The sequence below is a fragment of the Methylobacterium fujisawaense genome (assembly GCF_039619325.1).
GTDB classification, from domain to species: domain Bacteria; phylum Pseudomonadota; class Alphaproteobacteria; order Rhizobiales; family Beijerinckiaceae; genus Methylobacterium; species Methylobacterium fujisawaense.
Window position 1 is genome coordinate 773,824 of sequence record NZ_CP155000.1, and the last position, 16,990, is coordinate 790,813.

18 protein-coding genes are annotated in these 16,990 nt (G+C 71.5%); 8 read left to right on the forward strand and 10 right to left on the reverse strand.

Going from position 1 to position 16,990, the window contains the following annotated elements; all coding sequences use genetic code 11:
• Nucleotides 1-198 precede the first annotated feature (198 nt).
• Nucleotides 199-921: a formate dehydrogenase subunit gamma gene (locus ABC766_RS03655; protein WP_075379820.1), complete on the forward strand. Its 723-nt coding sequence runs from the start codon at nt 199-201 to the stop codon at nt 919-921.
• 3 nt (nt 922-924) lie between these two features.
• Nucleotides 925-1,920: a formate dehydrogenase accessory protein FdhE gene (gene fdhE / locus ABC766_RS03660; RefSeq protein WP_345821169.1), complete on the forward strand. Its 996-nt coding sequence runs from the start codon at nt 925-927 to the stop codon at nt 1,918-1,920.
• Between the two features lie 255 nt (nt 1,921-2,175).
• Here fdhE and ABC766_RS03665 read toward each other — a convergent pair whose 3' ends face one another.
• The 4 genes from ABC766_RS03665 to ABC766_RS03680 form a co-directional block, all read right to left on the reverse strand.
• Entirely contained in the window at nt 2,176-2,520 is a 345-nt protein-coding gene (locus ABC766_RS03665) for a hypothetical protein (RefSeq protein WP_081948680.1), read from the reverse strand.
• A 197-nt stretch (nt 2,521-2,717) separates the two neighbouring features.
• The gene (locus ABC766_RS03670) at nt 2,718-3,203 is read right to left on the reverse strand and encodes an SRPBCC family protein (protein ID WP_043347923.1); all 486 of its coding nucleotides are present in this window, start codon (nt 3,201-3,203) and stop codon (nt 2,718-2,720) included.
• Nucleotides 3,204-3,355: 152 nt separating this feature from the next.
• Nucleotides 3,356-3,991 (reverse strand): L,D-transpeptidase, encoded by a 636-nt coding sequence (locus ABC766_RS03675; RefSeq protein ID WP_043383475.1) that lies wholly within the window; start codon nt 3,989-3,991, stop codon nt 3,356-3,358.
• Nucleotides 3,992-4,101: 110 nt separating this feature from the next.
• Nucleotides 4,102-5,085: a nitronate monooxygenase gene (locus ABC766_RS03680; RefSeq protein WP_345821170.1), complete on the reverse strand. Its 984-nt coding sequence runs from the start codon at nt 5,083-5,085 to the stop codon at nt 4,102-4,104.
• Nucleotides 5,086-5,221: 136 nt separating this feature from the next.
• On the opposite strand from ABC766_RS03680, the gene ABC766_RS03685 reads away from it, so the two are divergent.
• Both ABC766_RS03685 and ABC766_RS03690 read left to right on the forward strand, forming a co-directional pair.
• The gene (locus ABC766_RS03685; protein ID WP_345821171.1) at nt 5,222-6,106 is read left to right on the forward strand and encodes a LysR family transcriptional regulator; all 885 of its coding nucleotides are present in this window, start codon (nt 5,222-5,224) and stop codon (nt 6,104-6,106) included.
• A gap of 86 nt (nt 6,107-6,192) precedes the next feature.
• The gene (locus ABC766_RS03690) at nt 6,193-7,485 is read left to right on the forward strand and encodes an ArgE/DapE family deacylase (RefSeq protein WP_345821172.1); all 1,293 of its coding nucleotides are present in this window, start codon (nt 6,193-6,195) and stop codon (nt 7,483-7,485) included.
• Nucleotides 7,486-7,591: 106 nt separating this feature from the next.
• Here the strand turns inward: ABC766_RS03690 and ABC766_RS03695 are convergent, their stop codons facing one another.
• Nucleotides 7,592-8,653, reverse strand: coding sequence for an SDR family oxidoreductase (locus tag ABC766_RS03695; RefSeq protein ID WP_345821173.1), 1,062 nt, complete (start codon nt 8,651-8,653; stop codon nt 7,592-7,594).
• 231 nt (nt 8,654-8,884) lie between these two features.
• A complete protein-coding gene (locus ABC766_RS03700) occupies nt 8,885-10,219 on the reverse strand; it encodes an aspartate aminotransferase family protein (RefSeq protein WP_043347931.1) in 1,335 nt (444 codons plus the stop codon).
• Nucleotides 10,220-10,386: 167 nt separating this feature from the next.
• On the opposite strand from ABC766_RS03700, the gene ABC766_RS03705 reads away from it, so the two are divergent.
• Together ABC766_RS03705 and ABC766_RS03710 are read left to right on the forward strand one after the other, a co-directional pair.
• Entirely contained in the window at nt 10,387-10,947 is a 561-nt protein-coding gene (locus tag ABC766_RS03705) for a cupin domain-containing protein (protein WP_012318079.1), read from the forward strand.
• 104 nt (nt 10,948-11,051) lie between these two features.
• Nucleotides 11,052-11,249, forward strand: a complete 198-nt coding sequence (locus ABC766_RS03710; protein WP_075379816.1) for a hypothetical protein — start codon at nt 11,052-11,054, stop codon at nt 11,247-11,249.
• A gap of 83 nt (nt 11,250-11,332) precedes the next feature.
• On the opposite strand, the gene ABC766_RS03715 is transcribed toward ABC766_RS03710, so the two are convergent.
• From ABC766_RS03715 to ABC766_RS03725, 3 genes are all read right to left on the reverse strand, one after another.
• Complete coding sequence (locus ABC766_RS03715; RefSeq protein ID WP_345821177.1) at nt 11,333-12,202, reverse strand: amidohydrolase family protein; 870 nt, start codon at nt 12,200-12,202, stop codon at nt 11,333-11,335.
• Nucleotides 12,203-12,204: 2 nt separating this feature from the next.
• Nucleotides 12,205-13,509 (reverse strand): MFS transporter, encoded by a 1,305-nt coding sequence (locus ABC766_RS03720; RefSeq protein ID WP_043383458.1) that lies wholly within the window; start codon nt 13,507-13,509, stop codon nt 12,205-12,207.
• A 127-nt stretch (nt 13,510-13,636) separates the two neighbouring features.
• Nucleotides 13,637-14,176, reverse strand: coding sequence for a hypothetical protein (locus ABC766_RS03725; protein ID WP_345821179.1), 540 nt, complete (start codon nt 14,174-14,176; stop codon nt 13,637-13,639).
• Nucleotides 14,177-14,397: 221 nt separating this feature from the next.
• Here ABC766_RS03725 and ABC766_RS03730 point away from each other — a divergent pair, with 221 nt between their 5' ends.
• Nucleotides 14,398-15,150 carry a phosphodiester glycosidase family protein gene (locus tag ABC766_RS03730; RefSeq protein WP_427902314.1) on the forward strand — a complete coding sequence of 251 codons (753 nt, stop codon included), beginning with the start codon at nt 14,398-14,400 and terminating at the stop codon, nt 15,148-15,150.
• A gap of 8 nt (nt 15,151-15,158) precedes the next feature.
• Here ABC766_RS03730 and ABC766_RS03735 read toward each other — a convergent pair whose 3' ends face one another.
• Nucleotides 15,159-16,277 carry an NADH:flavin oxidoreductase/NADH oxidase gene (locus ABC766_RS03735; RefSeq protein ID WP_345821181.1) on the reverse strand — a complete coding sequence of 373 codons (1,119 nt, stop codon included), beginning with the start codon at nt 16,275-16,277 and terminating at the stop codon, nt 15,159-15,161.
• Nucleotides 16,278-16,453: 176 nt separating this feature from the next.
• On the opposite strand from ABC766_RS03735, the gene ABC766_RS03740 reads away from it, so the two are divergent.
• A complete protein-coding gene (locus tag ABC766_RS03740; RefSeq protein WP_051044695.1) occupies nt 16,454-16,924 on the forward strand; it encodes a hypothetical protein in 471 nt (156 codons plus the stop codon).
• Nucleotides 16,925-16,990: the final 66 nt, after the last annotated feature.

Below are 16,990 nucleotides of genomic sequence, written 5' to 3' on the forward strand. Positions count from 1 at the left end.
CCAAGCCCGGGTCGCTCTGCGGCCCGGGCAACGCGACGGACGCCCTCTCCCGAAGGGGCGAGGAGATCCGCGGTCCCCTCCGACGACGCAGGGATCGGGGAATCGAAGACGGCGGGGCCGACAGCCCCTATCTTGAGTTTCAGAGAGCCCCCTCCGCCGCGATGCGGGGCCGGCGCCGCATCAGGCGAGTGAAGGTCGATGACGATCCACCGCGACATCCGGGATGGCGATCCCCGCCCCCTGCACCACGCCAAGTCCGAGGCGACGGAGGTGCTGTACGTCCCGCGCTACACCGGCGTGCAGCGCGTGAACCACTGGATCACCGCGATCCTGTTCACGCTGCTGACCCTGTCGGGCCTGGCGATGTTCACGCCCTACCTGTTCTCGCTCACCGGCCTGTTCGGCGGCGGGCAGGCGACCCGGGCGATCCATCCCTGGTTCGGCGTGGCGCTGGCGGTCAGCTTCTTCTTCCTGTTCGTGCGCTTCTGGAAGCTCAACATCCCCAACAAGGACGATGTCGAGTGGACGAAGCATATCGGCGACGTGGTCACCAACCGTGAGGACCGGCTCCCGGAACTCGGCAAGTACAATGCCGGACAGAAGGGCGTGTTTTGGGGGCAGACCGCGCTGATCGGCGTGATGTTCGTCACCGGGCTCGTGATCTGGAACACCTATTTCGGCGGCCTCACCTCCATCGAGACCCAGCGCTGGGCGCTCCTGGCCCACTCCCTCGCCGCGGTGATCGCCATCGCGATCATCGTGGTGCACATCTACGCCGGCATCTGGGTCCGCGGCACCGGCCGGGCGATGGTCCGCGGCACGGTCACGGGCGGCTGGGCCTACCGCCATCACCGCAAGTGGTTCCGTCAGATGGCCGGCGGCACGGGCCGCCGGGGTTCGGTGGACAAGCGCGGATCCTGAGCCTTGGCCCGTTTCTTCAAGCGGAAATCCGCGGCTCCGGCCGCGGACGAGACGCCGACCGCAGCACCCGCGACGAGCCCCCGCCGCCGGGATTTCAGCGAGCTGAAGCCCGATCCCGACAAGATCGGGATTTCCGGGTCGGTGCCCTTCGTCCGCTTGCCCGATCCCGCACGGCTGTTCGCCGACCGGTCCGCGCGCCTTCTCGAGGCGGCCCCCGGGCATCCGATGGAGGCCTATCTCCGGTTCGTCGCCGAGGTCGCCCGGGCTCAGGCCGTGATCCAGGCGAAGGGGCCGCCGGCATCGCTTCCGGAGGCCTCCGATCTGGCGCTGCGGAGCGAGCACGGCATGCCGCCCCTGTCGCGGCATAGCCTCGAGGCGGACCGGGGGTTCGACGACGGGCTCCTGGCGCTGCTCGCCGAACTCGACCTCACGACGGCGCCTGAGGCCTCGGTCGCGGCGCGCGAGAGCCTGCGCGCGGCGTCCCGGGAGGATCGCCTCGATCTGGCCCTCCAGGTCTTCGAGGGGGCGCTGCCGGTGGACCGGATCGCCGAATGCGTGTTCGTCTCGGCGGCCCTGCAGGTTCGTCTTGCCGAGCAGGCTGCGTGGCTCGACACGAAGACCCTGAAGCCCGTGGCCGACGGGGTCTGCCCCTGCTGCGGCGGCGCGCCTGTGGCGAGCGTCATCGTCGCCTGGACCCCGGCCGACAAGGCGCGTTACCTGAGCTGCTCGCTCTGCGGCACGTATTGGAATCACGTCCGGATCCGCTGCACCGCCTGCGGCGACGGCGAGGGCGTCAGCTATTACGGCCTCGACGAGGTCTCGAAGGACGTCCAGGTCGAGACCTGCACGACCTGCCACAGTTACATCAAGCACCTGCACCAGCACCGGGCGCCGACCCTCGACCCGGTCGCGGACGACATCGCGTCCTATGGGCTCGATCTGAAGATCGCCGAGGAAGGGTTTCGGCGCGCCGGACTGAACCTGCTGTTCGTGATCTAGCCGGACCCTGGCATCCGCTCCAGCGCGGTTTACGTCCCGGACCGCACCCCCGTGCGAACCCATCCGCATCCACGGCCGCGACGGCGGCCCGCAGAAAGCGGCGTGGCCGGCTGGACGGCCCTTCGTGCAGGCTCGGCAACGCTCCGCCGCTTCCGGATGGGGGCGGGTCGGAACCGCTCGTGATGCCGCAAAGCTCAGCCCGTCAAGGGGATGCGGCCGATCCTGCGCGAGCGGGTCGGACCGGCCGCGGTCCGATCAGCGATAGCCATACCGGCTCTTGGCGGCGGCGAGCAGGTGCAGGGCTTCGCCGGACTTGCCGGCCGCGCATTCCGCCGCGGCCTGGGCGAGGTCGGCGCCGAAGCGGTCGCCCACGGGCTTGTTGAGATTGCCGGTGGCCACGTCGCTGTCGACGATCGCCTTGGTCCGGGCGATCTCAGGGCCGCAGCCGCTGCCCGTCGGCAGGACGATCGGGGCCGGAATGACGGGCGAGGGCTCGGAGACCGCGGGCGCAGCGCGCTGCTGACAGGCGCCCAACGCCGCGACGGCGAGGGCGGCGAGGCTGAGACGCATCGATCGACGGGACGCGGGCACGGCTGTCATCCTGTTGGGGCGCACGGGCTGCGCCGCCGGGGTTGTGAGCCGAGCTTGGCAGTGGGTCAATCGCCCCGGTCGCAGGCCGATCGGGCGCGGCGGGCGGACGGTCAGGGTCGAGACCGCGAAACAGGCTGTCTTCAGAAGAGGTTGGCGCGCGCTGCCGACGATCGGGTCCGGCAGCGCGCTCCGAATCGTGACGGAGCCTACTTCGCTTTCTCGGAGATCGCCTTCAGGCCGGAATCGTAGATGCCCTGGATCGCGTCCTTGGCGACCGTGTCCGGCGCGCCCTTGGCGTTGAAGGTCCCGGTCCAGGTCACCTTGGAGCCGGATTCCGCGGGGGCGACCGAGAGCGTGGACTTGTAGTCCGAAACTGGCAGCGGGCTCTCCAGGATCGTGTAGGTGTAGCTCATCACCTTGTCGTCCCGGGAGACCTGCTCCTCCTTGATGGTGCCGCCACCCTTCAGGCTGAGGGTGCGGACCTTCATGCCGTCCTTGTCGGACAGGACGCACTTCTCGATGGCGGGATGCCAGTCGCCGATGCCGCAGAACTCGCCGATGGTCTGCCAGACCTTGGCCGGGGGCGCGGCGATGTCGGCCGAGCGCGTCACCTCGAGGGCGTAACCCGGCACGGTGGCCGCCGCGAGCGCCAGGGCGGCAAAGGGGAGGGAGCGGCAGAAAGCGAAGGGCATCTTGGGGGTGTCTCCGTCCGTCTGAAATCGCAGCATCGGCCGCGAGGGGCTCTGATGGCCGCGCAGGAGCTAGGCCGGCATCACGCTCTCGGCAATGGGTCGCGGCGGCCGCGCATGACGATCGTGCCTGGACGATGCCGTCCGAGGCCGGGCTACCAGCCGTCCATCCCGTCGGTCTCGGCCGGGTATCCGTAGACGGTTGCGGGCGCGTAGCCGGACCCGGCGGGACGATAATACGCCGGCAGCGACCGGCGGCCCATCTGATCGTTGTCCGCCAGCAGATCGTCCGGCTGATAGGGGTTGCGGCGGCGGGCGACGCGCGTCCCCCGCTGGCCCCGATCCGCCATCGGGACGTCCGCGCCCTCGATCACGACCCGCGTCCGGCCCACGCCCTCGGCCTTGACGAGGTTGAACAGGGTCGCGGCGTTGCGCACCGACAGGCGCACGCAGCCATGCGAGGCCGCACGCCCGAGGCTGCGGACATGGTTGGTGCCGTGAATGGCGTGGCCCTGGGTGGTGAAGAACATCGCGAAGGGCATGGGGGCGTCGTCCCACTCCTTCGAGAAATGCGTCCGCTCCATCCGGAAGGGCCGGTAGGAGCCGGACGGGGTGTCGTAGCTCGCGACGCCGGTGGAAACGGGCCAGGAATAACGCGGCTGGCCGTTGACCGAGACCTCCATGCGCTGGGTGGTCTTGTCGACGTTCACGACCACATCCGCGCGGGCTGCGCCTGGGGTCGCGCTCCACAGGAGCAGGCCGGACAGGACCGAGATCAGACCGATACGCATGGACGACTCCGGCGTGAACAACCGCGGCGGTTTGCCGTCACGCTAAGCCGTTGGCAACGCCGAGGTTCCGGCCGGCTCCGGCCCTGCGTAGTCACGCTTTGCCGAGGCCGTCACGGCGCCGCCATGTGGCCGGCGCTGCGGCGGATCGCGGCCTCCGCCTCGTCGGCGATCCGCCGCACCACGTCGCCGGCTCCCGGCAGATCCTCGATCAGCCCGACGGCCTCCCCGACCGTGACGTTGGCGACATCGTAATCGCCCGCCGCGTCGGCCTCCTCCACGTCCCGTCGCCGCTCGGCGGCGGCCGCGTGAAGCGCGTCCTCGCGGCCGTGCCAGGTGTCGATGAAGGCGTTGCGCAGGAGCCGGCCGGTATAGGATGCCGGCCAGGGCCGCTGCCGGGCGATGTCGTAGACCCGCGTACGCACCGTGTCGTCGCCGGTTGCGGCGAGCACCCGCTGCTTCGCGGCCGGGTGGATCAGGGCCTCTCGGGTCGCCCAGAACCGCGTGCCCACGAGCACGCCGTCGGCCCCGAGGGCCAGGGCCGCGGCGAGACCGCGGCCATCGGCGATGCCGCCCGCCGCCAGCAGCAGGGTCTCCGGGTGCTCCCGGGCGATCAGATCGGCGACGACGGGCACGAAGGCCATCGTCCCGCGCGCGGCGAGCCCGTGGCCGCCAGCCTCCGTCCCCTGGGCGACCACGACGGCCGCACCGACCTCCAGGGCGCGCCGGGCATGCGCGAGGGTGTGAACCTGGCAGATCAGGGGCACGCCGGCCGCCCGGATCCGCGCGGCGAAGGGGGCGGGATCGGCGAAGGAGAGCATCAGGGCGGCGGGGGCGCGGGCGAGCGCCGCGTCGAGGAGCGACGGGTCCCGGGCCATGGACCACGTGATGAAGCCGCAGCCGACCCGTTGGTTGCCGGCGGCGGCGAACTCCCGCTGGAGCCGGTCGTGATCGCCGTAGCCGCCGCCGATCAGCCCGAGTCCGCCGGCCGCGCTCACGGCCGCAGCCAGGACCCCGCCCGATGCCGGGTCCATGGGGGCCAGCACGACCGGATGGCGCAGCCCGAAGGCCTCGGTGAGTCGTGTCCTCAGAGCCATGGTCCCTCCCCGCTTCGCATCCGGCTCGACCCTCGGTCGCGCACGCGGCGCCGCCGACGGGATCTCAGGCTTATCGACCCGCTTGACGCAGAAAAAATGATTCCTTCAGAAGGATGTCATCGCGAAAGCAGATGGCATGAACAGCACCGACCTGATGTTCTTCGCCGCCGTCGCCGAGACCGGCGGCATCGGGCGCGCGGCGGCCCGGCTCAACACCGTGCAGTCGAACGTCACCGGGCGGATCCGGGCGCTGGAGCAAGCCCTGCAGGTGCCGCTCTTCCACCGCGGCAGCCGTGGGGTGACGCTGACCCGGGCCGGAGAGCGGCTCCTGCCCTACGCGATCCAGGTCGGGCGGCTGCTGTCGGAGGCGCGGCATGCGCTGCTCTCCGAGGGCGAGCCGCGCGGACCGCTGCGGATCGGCGCCATGGAGACGACCGCGGCCCTGCGCCTGCCCGGTCCGCTCGCCGCCTTCGCCGCCCGCCACCCGGAGGTGGACATCGAGCTGGAGACCGGCCCGACGGAGCAGCTGATCGCCCGGGTTCTCGACAGGGTCCTCGAAGGGGCTTTCGTCGCCGGTCCGGTCATTCAGGCCGACCTCGTCGCGATCCCGGTGCTCACGGAGGATCTGGTGCTGGTGGCGCATCCGGCCGTCGGCGACCCGGCGGCGCTGCTCGACCGGCTGGGCCGCGCGCGGGAGGCGAAGGTGCTCGTGTTCCGGGCCGGCTGCACGTACCGGAGGCGCCTGGAGGACTTTCTGGCCCGGCAGGGCCTCGTGCATGTCCGCCGCATGGAATTCGGGACCCTCGACGGCATCCTCGGCTGCGTGGCCGCCGGATTGGGCGTGACGTTGATCCCGCGCGTCGTCGCGGAGCCCGCCCGCCGCGCCGGGCGCGTATCGGTCCATCCGCTTCCGGATGGCGACGGACACGCCCAGACCCTGCTGGTCCACCGCAGGGACAGCCAGCCGAGCGCGGCGTTCGTGCGGTTTGCCGAGCAGATCCGCGCGGCCTTCCCGGCCTGACGGCACGGACCATGCCTCACCGACCGCCGGTTGACAGCGGCCCGAGCCCGGGGGCCTCCTTCGGCCGCAGACGGTTCGGAGTTCCCATGGCCCTCGACCCCACCCTCGCCGCCGAGATCGAAGCGTCCGTGGCGGAGGGCTTTGCCGATCAGGTCGCCCACACGCAGGCTCTGGTCCGGTTCGCCTCCCTGCGGGGCGCGGAGCATGCCTGCCAGGATTACGTCTTCGCGCAATTCCGCGCCCGGGGCTACGCGACCGAGCGCTTCGCCATGGACCGCGCCGCCATCGCGGCGCATCCGGGGGGCTCCAAGATCGATGACGCCCTCCATTCGGACGCGCCGATCGTCGTCTGCCACCACCGCCCGAACACCGAGACCGGGCGCTCGCTGATCCTGCAGGCGCATGTCGACGTGGTGCCGACCGGCCCGCTCGATCTCTGGACCCATCGGCCCTTCGACCCGGTAGTCGAGGGCGACTGGCTATACGGCCGCGGGGCCGGCGACATGAAGGCGGGACACGCCGCGAACCTGTTCGCCCTCGACGCCCTGGCCCGCCTCGGCCTGCAGCCGGCGGCCTCCGTGACGGTGCAGTCGGTGGTCGAGGAGGAATCGACCGGCAACGGCGCGCTGATGACCCATCTGCGCGGCTACCGGGCCGACGCCGTGCTGATCCCCGAGCCCGAGGACGAGAAGCTCGTGCGCGCCAATACCGGCGTGCTCTGGTTCGCCGTGGAGGTCCGGGGCGTGCCGGTCCACGTCCGCGAGATGGGGGCGGGCGCCAACGCCATCGACGCCACCTACCGGGTGATCGGCGCGCTCCGGGAGGTCGAGGCCCGCTGGAACGCCGAGACGAGCGCGCACCCCCATTTCGAGAACGAGGACCACCCGATCAATCTCAATATCGGCAAGATCGAGGGCGGCGACTGGGCCTCCTCGGTCCCAGCCTGGTGCCGGATCCAATGCCGCATCGCGCTCTATCCGGGCGTGACTGCCGCCCAGGCCGCCGCCGAGATCGAGGCGGCGGTGTCGCGCTTCGCCCGTAGCGACCCGTTCCTGGCCAACAATCCGCCGCGCGTGGTCTTCAACGGCTTCTTCGTCGAGGGCTACGTGCTGGAGGCGGGCTCCGAGGCCGAGGCCGTGCTCGGCCGCGCCCACGCGCGGGCGATCGGTTCGCCGCTGCAGAGCTTCACGTCGCCCTCCTACCTCGATACCCGCGTGCACGCCCTCTACGACCGGGTCCCGGCGCTCTGCTACGGCCCGACCGCCCAGAACATCCACGGCTTCGACGAGCGGGTGAGCCTGGCCTCCGTGCAACGCTGCACCACCGCCATGGCGCTGTTCGTGGCCGAGTGGTGCGGGACCGAGCGCAAGGCCGCCTGAGGTCGGCAGGCCGGGGCCGGGGGCGGGTTCCCTCCCCCCTCAGGGAGAGGGCTTGGTGCGCGTGCTTTCTTTGCAGCGCGACGCGCGCTGACCGGACAGCCCCGGCTCAGGGGATCAGCCGGTCCGCCCGGAGCCGGCCGAACAGGTCGAAGAACGCGTCGTCCGTGGGCTGGTAGGCCGTGAAGCCGAGGCGCCGGCTCTTGCTCATGTCGGTGACGACCTCGATCGGCCGGCCGAGATCGGCATCCGTGTGCCAGGGGGAGGCCAGCTTCTCGAGGTTCGGCTCGGCGAGCCCATGCCGCGCGGCGATCTCCGCCCAGGCCGGCCCGTCCTGCGCCATCCGGGGCTCGAGCGGCCGGTGCGTTCCGTCGAAGGGCACCGCCTCGATCCCGAACCAGTCGGCGATCCGGCCCCACATCCAGCTCCAGCGGAAGACGTCGCCGTTGACGACGTTGAAGGCTTCGTTCGCCGCCTTCGGCTCCGTGGAGGCCCAGAGCAGCTGGCGGGCGAGCAACCGCGCGTCGGTCATGTCGGTGAGCCCGTTCCACTGTACGGCCGAGCCCGGGAACACGAACGGCCGCCCCAGCTCCCGGCACAGGGTGGCGTAGCAGGCGAGCGTCGTGCCCATGTTCATGGCGTTGCCCACCGCCTTGCCGGTGATCGTGTGCGGGCGGTGGACGCTCCAGGTGAAGCCGTCGCGCGCGGCGGCCGCGAAGACCGCGTCCTCCTGGGCGTAATAGAAGTTCTCGATATCGAGCCGGCCCTGGTCCTCGCGGAACGGCGTCTGCGGCAGGCGGCCTTTGCCGTAGGCCTCGAACGGGCCGAGATAGTGCTTCAGCCCCGTCACCAGGGCGACGTGGCAGACGCTGCCCTTCGGGCGCAGGGCCTCGAGCAGGTTCTCGATCATGGCCCGGTTGACGCGGATCATCTCCGCCTCGGTGGGACGCCGTTGCCAGGTCGCCAGGAACACGTGGGACGGGGCGATGTCGGCGAGTGCCCGCGCCAGGGAGGCCGGATCCTGCAGGTCGCCGGCCACCGGCGCGACGCCGTCCTGCCGCACCGGATGACGGGCGAGGCCGGCAACCTGCCAGCCCTCCTGATGGAGCAGCGCCGCTGTGGCGCTGCCGACGATGCCGCTGGCGCCGACGATCAGGGCGGTGTTCGACATAGAAACCCTCATGCCCGGCTCAAATCCGGGTCCGGGGCAGATGGGCGTCGGCAGTGTTGCGACAACCCCACCGCGCGCCGGGGGCGCCTGTGCGGACCGCAAGGGTTGCGGGATCGCGTCACCCCTCTCCGTCACCGCGTGCGCAGCGACGCGACACAGGGCAGCGCGACATCCTTAAGCGTGGCGCGACCCTGGATTGCTTCGCTGCGCTCGCAGAGACCGAGAGGGCTCTCAGGCGGCCCGGTCGATCGCCGCGCCGAGGACGTCCACGATCTCGCCGATCTGGCCGCGCTCGATGATCAGCGGCGGCGACAGGGCGATGATGTCGCCGGTCACCCGGGTGAGCAGGCCGCGCTCGAAGCAGTCGACGAACACCTCGTAGGCGCGCTTGCCGGGCGCGTCCGGCCGCGGCGCCAGCTCGATGCCGGCGATCAGCCCGATGGTGCGGATGTCGATGACGTTCTTGCGTCCGCGCAGGTCGTGCATCGCCGCGGCCCAGTCGTCGGCGATGTCGGTGACGCGGGTCAGCAGCCCCTCGTCCCGGTAGATATCCAGGGTGGCGATGCCGGCCGCGCAGGCGACCGGGTGCCCGGAATAGGTGTAGCCGTGGAACAGCTCGATCCCGTCCGGGCCGTGCATCAGCCCGTCATGGACCGCCCGGCTCGCGAAGACCGCGCCCATCGGCACCGTGCCGTTGGTCAGGCCCTTGGCGCTGGTCACGAGGTCGGGGACGACGCCGAAGAAGTCGGTCGCGAACGGCGCGCCGAGGCGGCCAAATCCGGAAATGACCTCGTCGAAGATCAGCAGGATGCCGTGCTTCGTGCAGATCTCGCGCAGGCGCTCCAGGTAGCCCTTCGGCGGGATCAGCACCCCCGTGGAGCCCGCCACCGGCTCGACGATGCAGGCCGCGATGGTCTCGGCCCCGTGGAGGGCCACCAGCCGCTCCAGATCCTCGGCGAGTTCCGCCCCGTGCTCGGGCTGGCCCTTCACGAAGGCGTTGCGGGCCGGGTCGTGGGTGTGGCGCAGGTGGTCGGTGCCGTTGAGCTGCGGGAAGACCCGGCGGTTCGACACGATGCCGCCGACCGAGAGCCCGCCGAAGCCGACGCCGTGATAGCCGCGCTCGCGGCCGATCAGCCGGGTGCGGGTCCCCTGCCCGATCGCCCGCTGGTAGGCCAGCGCGATCTTGAGGGCCGTGTCGACCGATTCCGAGCCGGAATTGGTGAAGAACACCCGGTCGAGGCGCTTGTCGGGGCCGCCCGGGGCGATCTCGGCGAGGCGTTCGGCGAATTCGAACGCGATCGGGTGGCCCATCTGGAAGGTCGGGGCGAAGTCGAGGGTCGCGAGCTGGCGCTCCACGGCCGCCGCGATGCCCCGGCGCCCGTGGCCGGCATTGACGCACCAGAGGCCCGCGGTGCCGTCGAGGACTGAGCGGCCGTCATCGGCGGTGTAGTGCATGCCCTCGGCCGACACGAGCAGGCGTGGCGCCGCCTTGAACTGGCGGTTGGCCGTGAACGGCATCCAGAAGGCGTCCATCGCGGGCGTGTTGCGGAGCGGATGGTCGGTCATGGGGCGGTTCTCCGGGGCGGGCGGCGCGGATCGGGCGGCGGGACCAGGGGACACCTTCGCCGATCGGGCAACAAGTCCTTTTCTGGTCGCCGCCAACCCCTTGCAGGAATGGGGCCGCGGGTGGCACCGTTGCGGGATCCGCAACACCTGAAACGGGCCTGAGCCGGATGAGCATCGATGTCGGCGCGCGCCTGCGCTTCGTGCGCGCCCGCCACGGCCTGTCGCAGCGGACGCTCGCCAAGCGCGCCGGCGTGACCAACTCGGCGATCTCGCTGATCGAGGCGAACCGGGTGAACCCGTCGGTGGGTGCGCTCAAACGGATCCTCGACGGCGTGCCGATCGGCATGGCCGAGTTCTTCGCCCTGGAGCCGGAGCCGGAGCGCAAGGCGTTCTTCGCCGCCGAGGAGCTGACCGAGATCGGCCGCCGGGCCGCCAAGGGGGCGATCTCGTACCGTCAGGTCGGCGACAGCCTGTTCGGGCGCAAGCTCCAGATCCTCAAGGAGCGCTACGAGCCCGGGGCCGATACCGGCCGGGTGCCGCTCTCCCACGAGGGCGAGGAGGGTGGCATCGTGCTCTCCGGCCGCCTGGAGGTGACGGTGGACGCCGAGCGCCGGATCCTCGGCCCCGGCGACGCCTACAGCTTCGACAGCCGCCGCCCGCACCGGTTCCGCTGCGTCGGGCCCAACCCCTGCGAGGTGGTGAGCGCCTGCACGCCGCCGAGCTTCTGACGGCAGGCCGCCCGCGGTGCCGTCCGGGGCGATTGATCCGGATTCGCTCGAAAGCCCCGGATCTGCGTAACGCGGGATTCAGGCGGGAGGATTATCACAGGGCCATGGATACCCTGGCTGCCACCGCCGTTCAGATGCTGGGCTCGTCCCAGAACCAGCAGATCGGCATCGCCGTCGCCAAGCAGCAGCTCGCGGCCGACAAGGCCGTCGCCGGCCTCGTCGCGGACAGCGCCCAGAGCGCGGCGAACGCCAGTCCCCCGGCGCCCCCCGGACAGGGACTGAGCGTCGACCTGCGGGTTTGACCGGGTCCCCTCCCTCGCCGGCGGCGCGAACGAATCCCGCGCGCGCAGACGGCATGGTCTCCGGCCGGCATTGAACCCCTGCCCTACCGGAATCCGTAGAGCCGGCGCGGGTTGTCGGCGAAGACCATCCGGCGCCGATCCGCGTCCGGAACCCAGTCGGCCATCAGGTCGAGGAGCGTCGCGGTCCGGGGCGGCCCGTCCCAGGCGGCCACGTGCGGCCAGTCCGAGCCCCAGAGACAGCGCTCGGGGGCGGCGTCGTTGAGGGCGCGGGCGAACGGGATCGTGTCGGCGTAGGGCGGACCGGTCACGGAATCCCGGAAGGCGCCCGACAGCTTCACCCAGTTGCCGTCGGCGACGAGGCCGAGCAGCGCCCGGAAGCCCGGATGGTCCACGCCCGCCGAGGTCGGCATGTGGCCCATATGGTCGAAGACCAGCGGCACCGGCAGCCGCGACAGGCGGACCGCGATGGGCGGCAGTTCACGGGCATCGAGCAGGAACTGGAGGTGCCAGCCCATCTCGCGGGCGAGCGCCCCGTAGGACTCGACCTGATCCAGCCCGACCCCGCCGCCGAACAGAACGTTGAGCCGTAGGCCGACCACCCCGGCCGCCTTGAGGGCGGCGAGTTCCCTGTCGCGCAGGCCGAGCGGGATCACCGCGATGCCGCGCAGACGCTCCCGGTTGGCCCGGAGCGTCTCCACCATCAGCCGGTTGTCGGTGCCGTGGACGCTGACCTGGATCAGCACGCCGTTGGCCATGCCGGTGGCGTCGAGCATCGCGAGATACCGGTCCGCCGGGGCGGCCGGGGGCGTGTAGCTGCGGTCGGCCACCAGCGGATAGGCCGGCGGCAGGCCGATCACGTGGGCGTGGGTGTCGACCGCGCCGGCGGGCACCCGGTAGCGGGTGGGCCCGCCCGGATGCGGATCCGGGGCGGGGCAGTCTCGGATCTCCGGCATGGTCAGGTATCCGCGTGCAGGACCCGGCCGCGGGTCTCGGGCAGCGCGAAGGCCGCCAGGAAGAAGATCCCGTAGGCGATGGCCGCGAAGATCGCGATGGCCGAGGCGAGGCCGGCGCGCTCGGCGAGGAAGCCGACCAGCGCCGGGAACAGGGCGCCGACGCCCCGGCCGAAATTGTAGCAGAAGCCCTGCCCCGAGCCGCGCAGGCGGGTCGGGTAGAGCTCGGTCAGGAAGGCGCCCATGCCGGAGAAGTAGCCGGAGGCGAAGAACCCGAGGGGGAAGCCCAGCACCCAGAGCACGCTGTTGGAGAGCGGGATCTGCGTGTAGGCGACGATCACCGCGATGGCGCCCAGCGAGAAGATCAGGAACAGCGGCCGCCGCCCGAGCCGGTCGGCGAGCCAGGCGCCGACCAGGTAGCCGGTGAACGAGCCGATGATCAGCGCCGCGAGGTAGCCGGTGGAGGACACCACCGACAGGCCGCGCTCGGTGGTGAGGAAGCGCGGCACCCAGGTGGTGATCGCGTAATAGCCGCCCTGGCAGCCCGCCGCCGCCAGCGAGGCGAGCAGGGTGGTCTTGAGGATCGGCCCGGAGAAAATCTCCCAGATCTTCGGCCGGTCGCCGGTGGCGATGGCCCGGGCGCGGGTCTCGGCGGCGACCTGCGGCTCCTGGACGTAGCGGCGCAGGTAGAAGATCAGGAGGGCCGGCAGGGCGCCCACCGCGAACATCCAGCGCCACGCGATCTCGGGGGGCAGCAGCGAGAAGGTCACCGCCTGCGACAGGACCGCCAGCCCCCAGCCGATGGCCCAGCCGGACTGGACAGAGCCGACCGCCCGGCCGCGATACTCGGCCCGGATGGTCTCGCCGATTAGCACGGCGCCGGCCGCCCATTCGCCGCCGAAGCCGAGGCCCAGAATCGCCCGGGCCACGAGCAGCTGCTCGAAATTCTGCACGAAGGCGCAGAGCAGGGAGAAGAAGGAGAACCACAGGATGGTGATCTGCAAGGTCAGAACCCGGCCGATCCGGTCGGCGATGAAGCCCGCGAGCCAGCCGCCCAGCGCCGAGGCCAGCAGCGTCACCGTGGCGGCGAGACCGGCCGTGCCGGCATCCACGTGCCACAGGGCCATGATCGTCCCGATCACCAGCGGGTAGATCATGAAGTCCATGCCGTCGAGGCACCAGCCGGCCGCGCAGGCCCAGAAGGTGTGCCGCTCCGGCGGGGTCATCGAACGATAGAAGGCGGTGAGGCTGGCGTCGCGGATCTCGACCACCTCCACGGCCGCGCGCCCCTGCCCGGTTGCTGAACTCATCACCGTCTCCCGCCGCCGGATACCAGTATCGGCGTCCCAGGCTGAGCTGTCCAACGATGCGGCGGGCCACGCAAGGAAAAGGCCGCCCGGAGGCGGCCTGTCCCATTCTTTTCGCTGTCGATGACGCTCAGTAGCAGCGTTCGACCAGGACGCGGCGGTAGCCGTAGGGGGTCCAGCGCACCCGCGGGACGGTGTAGCAGCCGCCGCCGTAGCCGTAATCGTAGGCGGCCGGCGCGTAGTAGCCGCCGTAGCCGTAGCCCGGATAACCGTAGCCATAGCCGCCGTAGAGGCTGCCGGCCGCGAGGCCGAGCCCGACGCCGAGACCCAGGCCGCCGAGGCCGTAGCCGTAGCCGCCGCGATAGCCGTAGCCGCCCCGCCAGCCGTATCCCCGACCGTAGAAGCCGCGGCCGTAGCCGAAGCCGCCCGGACGGAAGCCGGTGCCGCGGAAGCCGCCGCCGAAGCCGCCGTTGCGGAATCCCCCGAACCCGCCGCCACGGAAGCCGCCGCCCCCGAAGCCGCCGCCGTGGAATCCGCCCCCGTGGAAGCCGCCTCCGAAGCCGCCGCCATGGAAGCCGCCGCCGCCGAAGCCGCGCGCGTCCGCGCTGGCCGGCGCCAGAACCAGGGCACCCGCCGCCAGCAGGGCCGATCCGAGCACTGCACCCTTCATCACGTCATCTCCGTGGAAAAAATGCCCTCTGCGGCTAAGAACGTGCGAATCGGCAAAACGGTCCAGCCCCGCCCCGCGGCGCGGAGCCGCGAGATCCACGCGAGATCCCCTGACGCGTCCCGGTCGGGCCGGAACACGAAATTCGCCGCTTTCCAGAGCGAGACGCGCGCCGATCTAGCTTCGCCGTCCCCGACTCGCCGTCCCCGAGCTGCATGGAACGAATGATGATGTTGCGACCGGCTCACGCCCTGTTGATCGCGCTGCTCGCCCTAGCGGCCCCGGCCCGGGCGGCGACCCCGGCGGCGACGGAACCGTGCCGGCCGGTGGAGGCGCAGGGCGAGACCTTCACGGTCTGCACCATCGACCTGCGGCGGCAGCGGCTGCGGCTGTTCTGGCTCTCGGACGACGGCAAGCCCTACGGCGCCCTCGGCACCCTCGCCGAGAAGCAGGGCGGCCGTCTCGCCTTCGCGATGAATGCCGGCATGTACGACAAGGACCAGGCGCCGGTGGGCCTCTACATCGAGGACGGCCACGAGCTGAAGCGCGCCTCCACGGCGGACGGGCCGGGCAATTTCCACCTCAAGCCGAACGGGATCTTCTGGGTGAAGGGCGAGCGCGCCGGAGTGGCCGACACCGCCCGCTATCTCCGCGCGAAGATGCGCCCGGATTTCGCCACGCAGTCCGGACCGATGCTGGTGATCGACGGCCAGATCCACCCGAAGATCGCCGCCGACGGGCCGAGCCAGAAGATCCGCAACGGCGTCGGCGTGCCCGGCGATGGGCACGTCGCGATCTTCGCCATCTCCGAGCGCCCGGTGACCTTCGGGGCCTTCGCGCGGCTGTTCCGAGACGATCTCGGCTGCCGCAACGCCCTGTTCCTCGACGGCTCGGTCTCGAGCCTCTACGCGCCGAATCTCGGCCGTGCCGACATCAGCCGCCCGCTCGGACCGCTGGTGGGGGCGTTGCCGCGCTGAGGGTGGCCTCAGCGCTGCCCGAAGGCCGTATCCTTGAACAGGTCCTTGTACTCCCGCGGCTGCGAGCGCCAGTACTGCTTGGGCGCCCGGACGCGGGCTCCGAGTTCGGCGGCCGCGTGCCAGGGCCAGCGCGGATCGTACAGCATGGCGCGGGCCAGCGAGATCGCGTCCGCCCTGTTCTCCTGCAGGATCGTCTCCGCCTGCCGGGCTTCCGTGATCAGCCCCACCGCGATGGTGGTGAGCCCGGTCTCGGCCTTGATCCGCTCGGCATAGGGCACTTGGTAGCCCGGCCCGAGCTTGATCGCCTGTTTCGGCGAGACGCCGCCCGTCGAGACATGGAGCGCCGGCGAGCCCGCGCGCTTCAGCGCCTGGGCCAGCGCCACGGTCTCGTCGAGGTCCCAGCCGTCCTCGACCCAGTCGGTGGCCGAGACGCGCAGCCAGACTGGGCGGCCCGCCGGGACGACGTCGCGCACCGCGTCGTAGACCTCGAGGGGGAAGCGCATGCGGTTCTCGAGGCTGCCGCCGTAGGCATCCGTCCGCTTGTTGGCGATCGGCGACAGGAACTGGTGCAGCAGGTAGCCGTGGGCGCCGTGCAACTCCACGGCCTCGATGCCGAGCCGGACCGCCCGCTTGGCGGTCGCAACGAACTCGTCGCGGACGCGCTTCAGGTCGGCGGCGTCGAGGGCATGGGGTGGGACCTCGTCCTCCCCGTGCGCCACCGCCGAGGGCGCCTCGGTGCGCCAGCCATAGGGATGCTCCGGCGGGATCTGCTGGCCGCCGGCCCAGGGCGCCGCGCTCGATGCCTTGCGGCCGGCATGGGCGATCTGGATGCAGATCGGGATCGGCGCGTATTCGCGCACCGCGTCGAGCACGCGGCCGAGCGCCCGCTCGCAGCCGTCGTTGTACAGGCCGAGGTCCCAGGCGGTGATCCGGGCCTCCGGCGAGACCGCGGTCGCCTCCAGGGTGAGCAGGCCCGCCCCCGACATGGCGAGCTGGCCCAGATGCATCATGTGCCAGTCGGTGGCTTCGCCGTCCCGGGCCGAATACTGGCACATCGGGGCGATCAGGATGCGGTTCTCGAGCGTGAGCGCGTCGAGAACCAGCGGTTCGAACAGGCGTGCAGTCATGGGTGGCTCCGGATGCGTCCGGTCAATCTGGCGCAGGACGGCCGCGCCGGCCAGCGCGCTGCGGCAGGGCAGCCCTGCGGCTGGGGGGTCGGGAACTCGCCGATGCGGCTGACCGTTTCTGACGCTGTCGCCACGACGCGAACCGCCTGAGGGGGCGAGATCGCCCGAGGTCCTGAATGATGATCACGAAACTTGCCGCCTCGCTCCTTCTGGCCGCCGGCTGCGCCGCCCTCGCGGCGCCGTCATATGCCCAGCCGGCCGCCTTCGGCGGACCCAAGATGCTCGTTCACGGCAATTATTGCGGTCCGGGCAACAACGCCCCGCTGCCGCCGATCGACGCCCTCGACGCCGCCTGCGCCCGCCACGATGCCTGCACGCCGAATGGCGGGCTGCCGTCGCAGGCCTGCAATCTCCGTCTGCAGCGGGAGGCCACGCTGATCTCCCGCGATCCGCGCCAGCCCCAGGACGTCCGCTCGATGGCCGGCCTCGTCGCGGCCAGCGCGACCCTGATCCCGACCGACCCGAACGCGCGGAGCGTGCCGGCATCGGTGTCGACGAATGCGACGCAGGACGCCTACGCGCCGGCGCTGGACCGGTCGGCCCCCGCCGGCCTGGAGGATGACGCCGACGATTCGGACGCCGATTGACAGCCTCCTGAGAGCCCGACGGTGACGGCGCGGCGGACCGGCCGCGCCGTCACTCGCCACGGTCAG

Excerpts from the sequence above, each read along its gene's own strand:
- ABC766_RS03690 (WP_345821172.1), top strand. The coding sequence starts at position 6,193 with ATGGCCCTCGACCCCACCCTCGCCGCCGAGATCGAAGCGTCCGTGGCG.
- ABC766_RS03695 (WP_345821173.1), bottom strand. The coding sequence starts at position 8,653 with ATGTCGAACACCGCCCTGATCGTCGGCGCCAGCGGCATCGTCGGCAGC.
- ABC766_RS03655 (WP_075379820.1), top strand. The coding sequence starts at position 199 with ATGACGATCCACCGCGACATCCGGGATGGCGATCCCCGCCCCCTGCAC.
- ABC766_RS03700 (WP_043347931.1), bottom strand. The coding sequence starts at position 10,219 with ATGACCGACCATCCGCTCCGCAACACGCCCGCGATGGACGCCTTCTGG.
- ABC766_RS03680 (WP_345821170.1), bottom strand. The coding sequence starts at position 5,085 with ATGGCTCTGAGGACACGACTCACCGAGGCCTTCGGGCTGCGCCATCCG.
- ABC766_RS03740 (WP_051044695.1), top strand. The coding sequence starts at position 16,454 with ATGATGATCACGAAACTTGCCGCCTCGCTCCTTCTGGCCGCCGGCTGC.
- ABC766_RS03685 (WP_345821171.1), top strand. The coding sequence starts at position 5,222 with ATGAACAGCACCGACCTGATGTTCTTCGCCGCCGTCGCCGAGACCGGC.
- ABC766_RS03730 (WP_427902314.1), top strand. The coding sequence starts at position 14,398 with ATGATGATGTTGCGACCGGCTCACGCCCTGTTGATCGCGCTGCTCGCC.
- ABC766_RS03710 (WP_075379816.1), top strand. The coding sequence starts at position 11,052 with ATGGATACCCTGGCTGCCACCGCCGTTCAGATGCTGGGCTCGTCCCAG.
- ABC766_RS03705 (WP_012318079.1), top strand. The coding sequence starts at position 10,387 with ATGAGCATCGATGTCGGCGCGCGCCTGCGCTTCGTGCGCGCCCGCCAC.
- ABC766_RS03675 (WP_043383475.1), bottom strand. The coding sequence starts at position 3,991 with ATGCGTATCGGTCTGATCTCGGTCCTGTCCGGCCTGCTCCTGTGGAGC.
- ABC766_RS03670 (WP_043347923.1), bottom strand. The coding sequence starts at position 3,203 with ATGCCCTTCGCTTTCTGCCGCTCCCTCCCCTTTGCCGCCCTGGCGCTC.
- ABC766_RS03725 (WP_345821179.1), bottom strand. The coding sequence starts at position 14,176 with ATGAAGGGTGCAGTGCTCGGATCGGCCCTGCTGGCGGCGGGTGCCCTG.
- ABC766_RS03720 (WP_043383458.1), bottom strand. The coding sequence starts at position 13,509 with ATGAGTTCAGCAACCGGGCAGGGGCGCGCGGCCGTGGAGGTGGTCGAG.
- ABC766_RS03715 (WP_345821177.1), bottom strand. The coding sequence starts at position 12,202 with ATGCCGGAGATCCGAGACTGCCCCGCCCCGGATCCGCATCCGGGCGGG.
- ABC766_RS03735 (WP_345821181.1), bottom strand. The coding sequence starts at position 16,277 with ATGACTGCACGCCTGTTCGAACCGCTGGTTCTCGACGCGCTCACGCTC.
- ABC766_RS03665 (WP_081948680.1), bottom strand. The coding sequence starts at position 2,520 with ATGACAGCCGTGCCCGCGTCCCGTCGATCGATGCGTCTCAGCCTCGCC.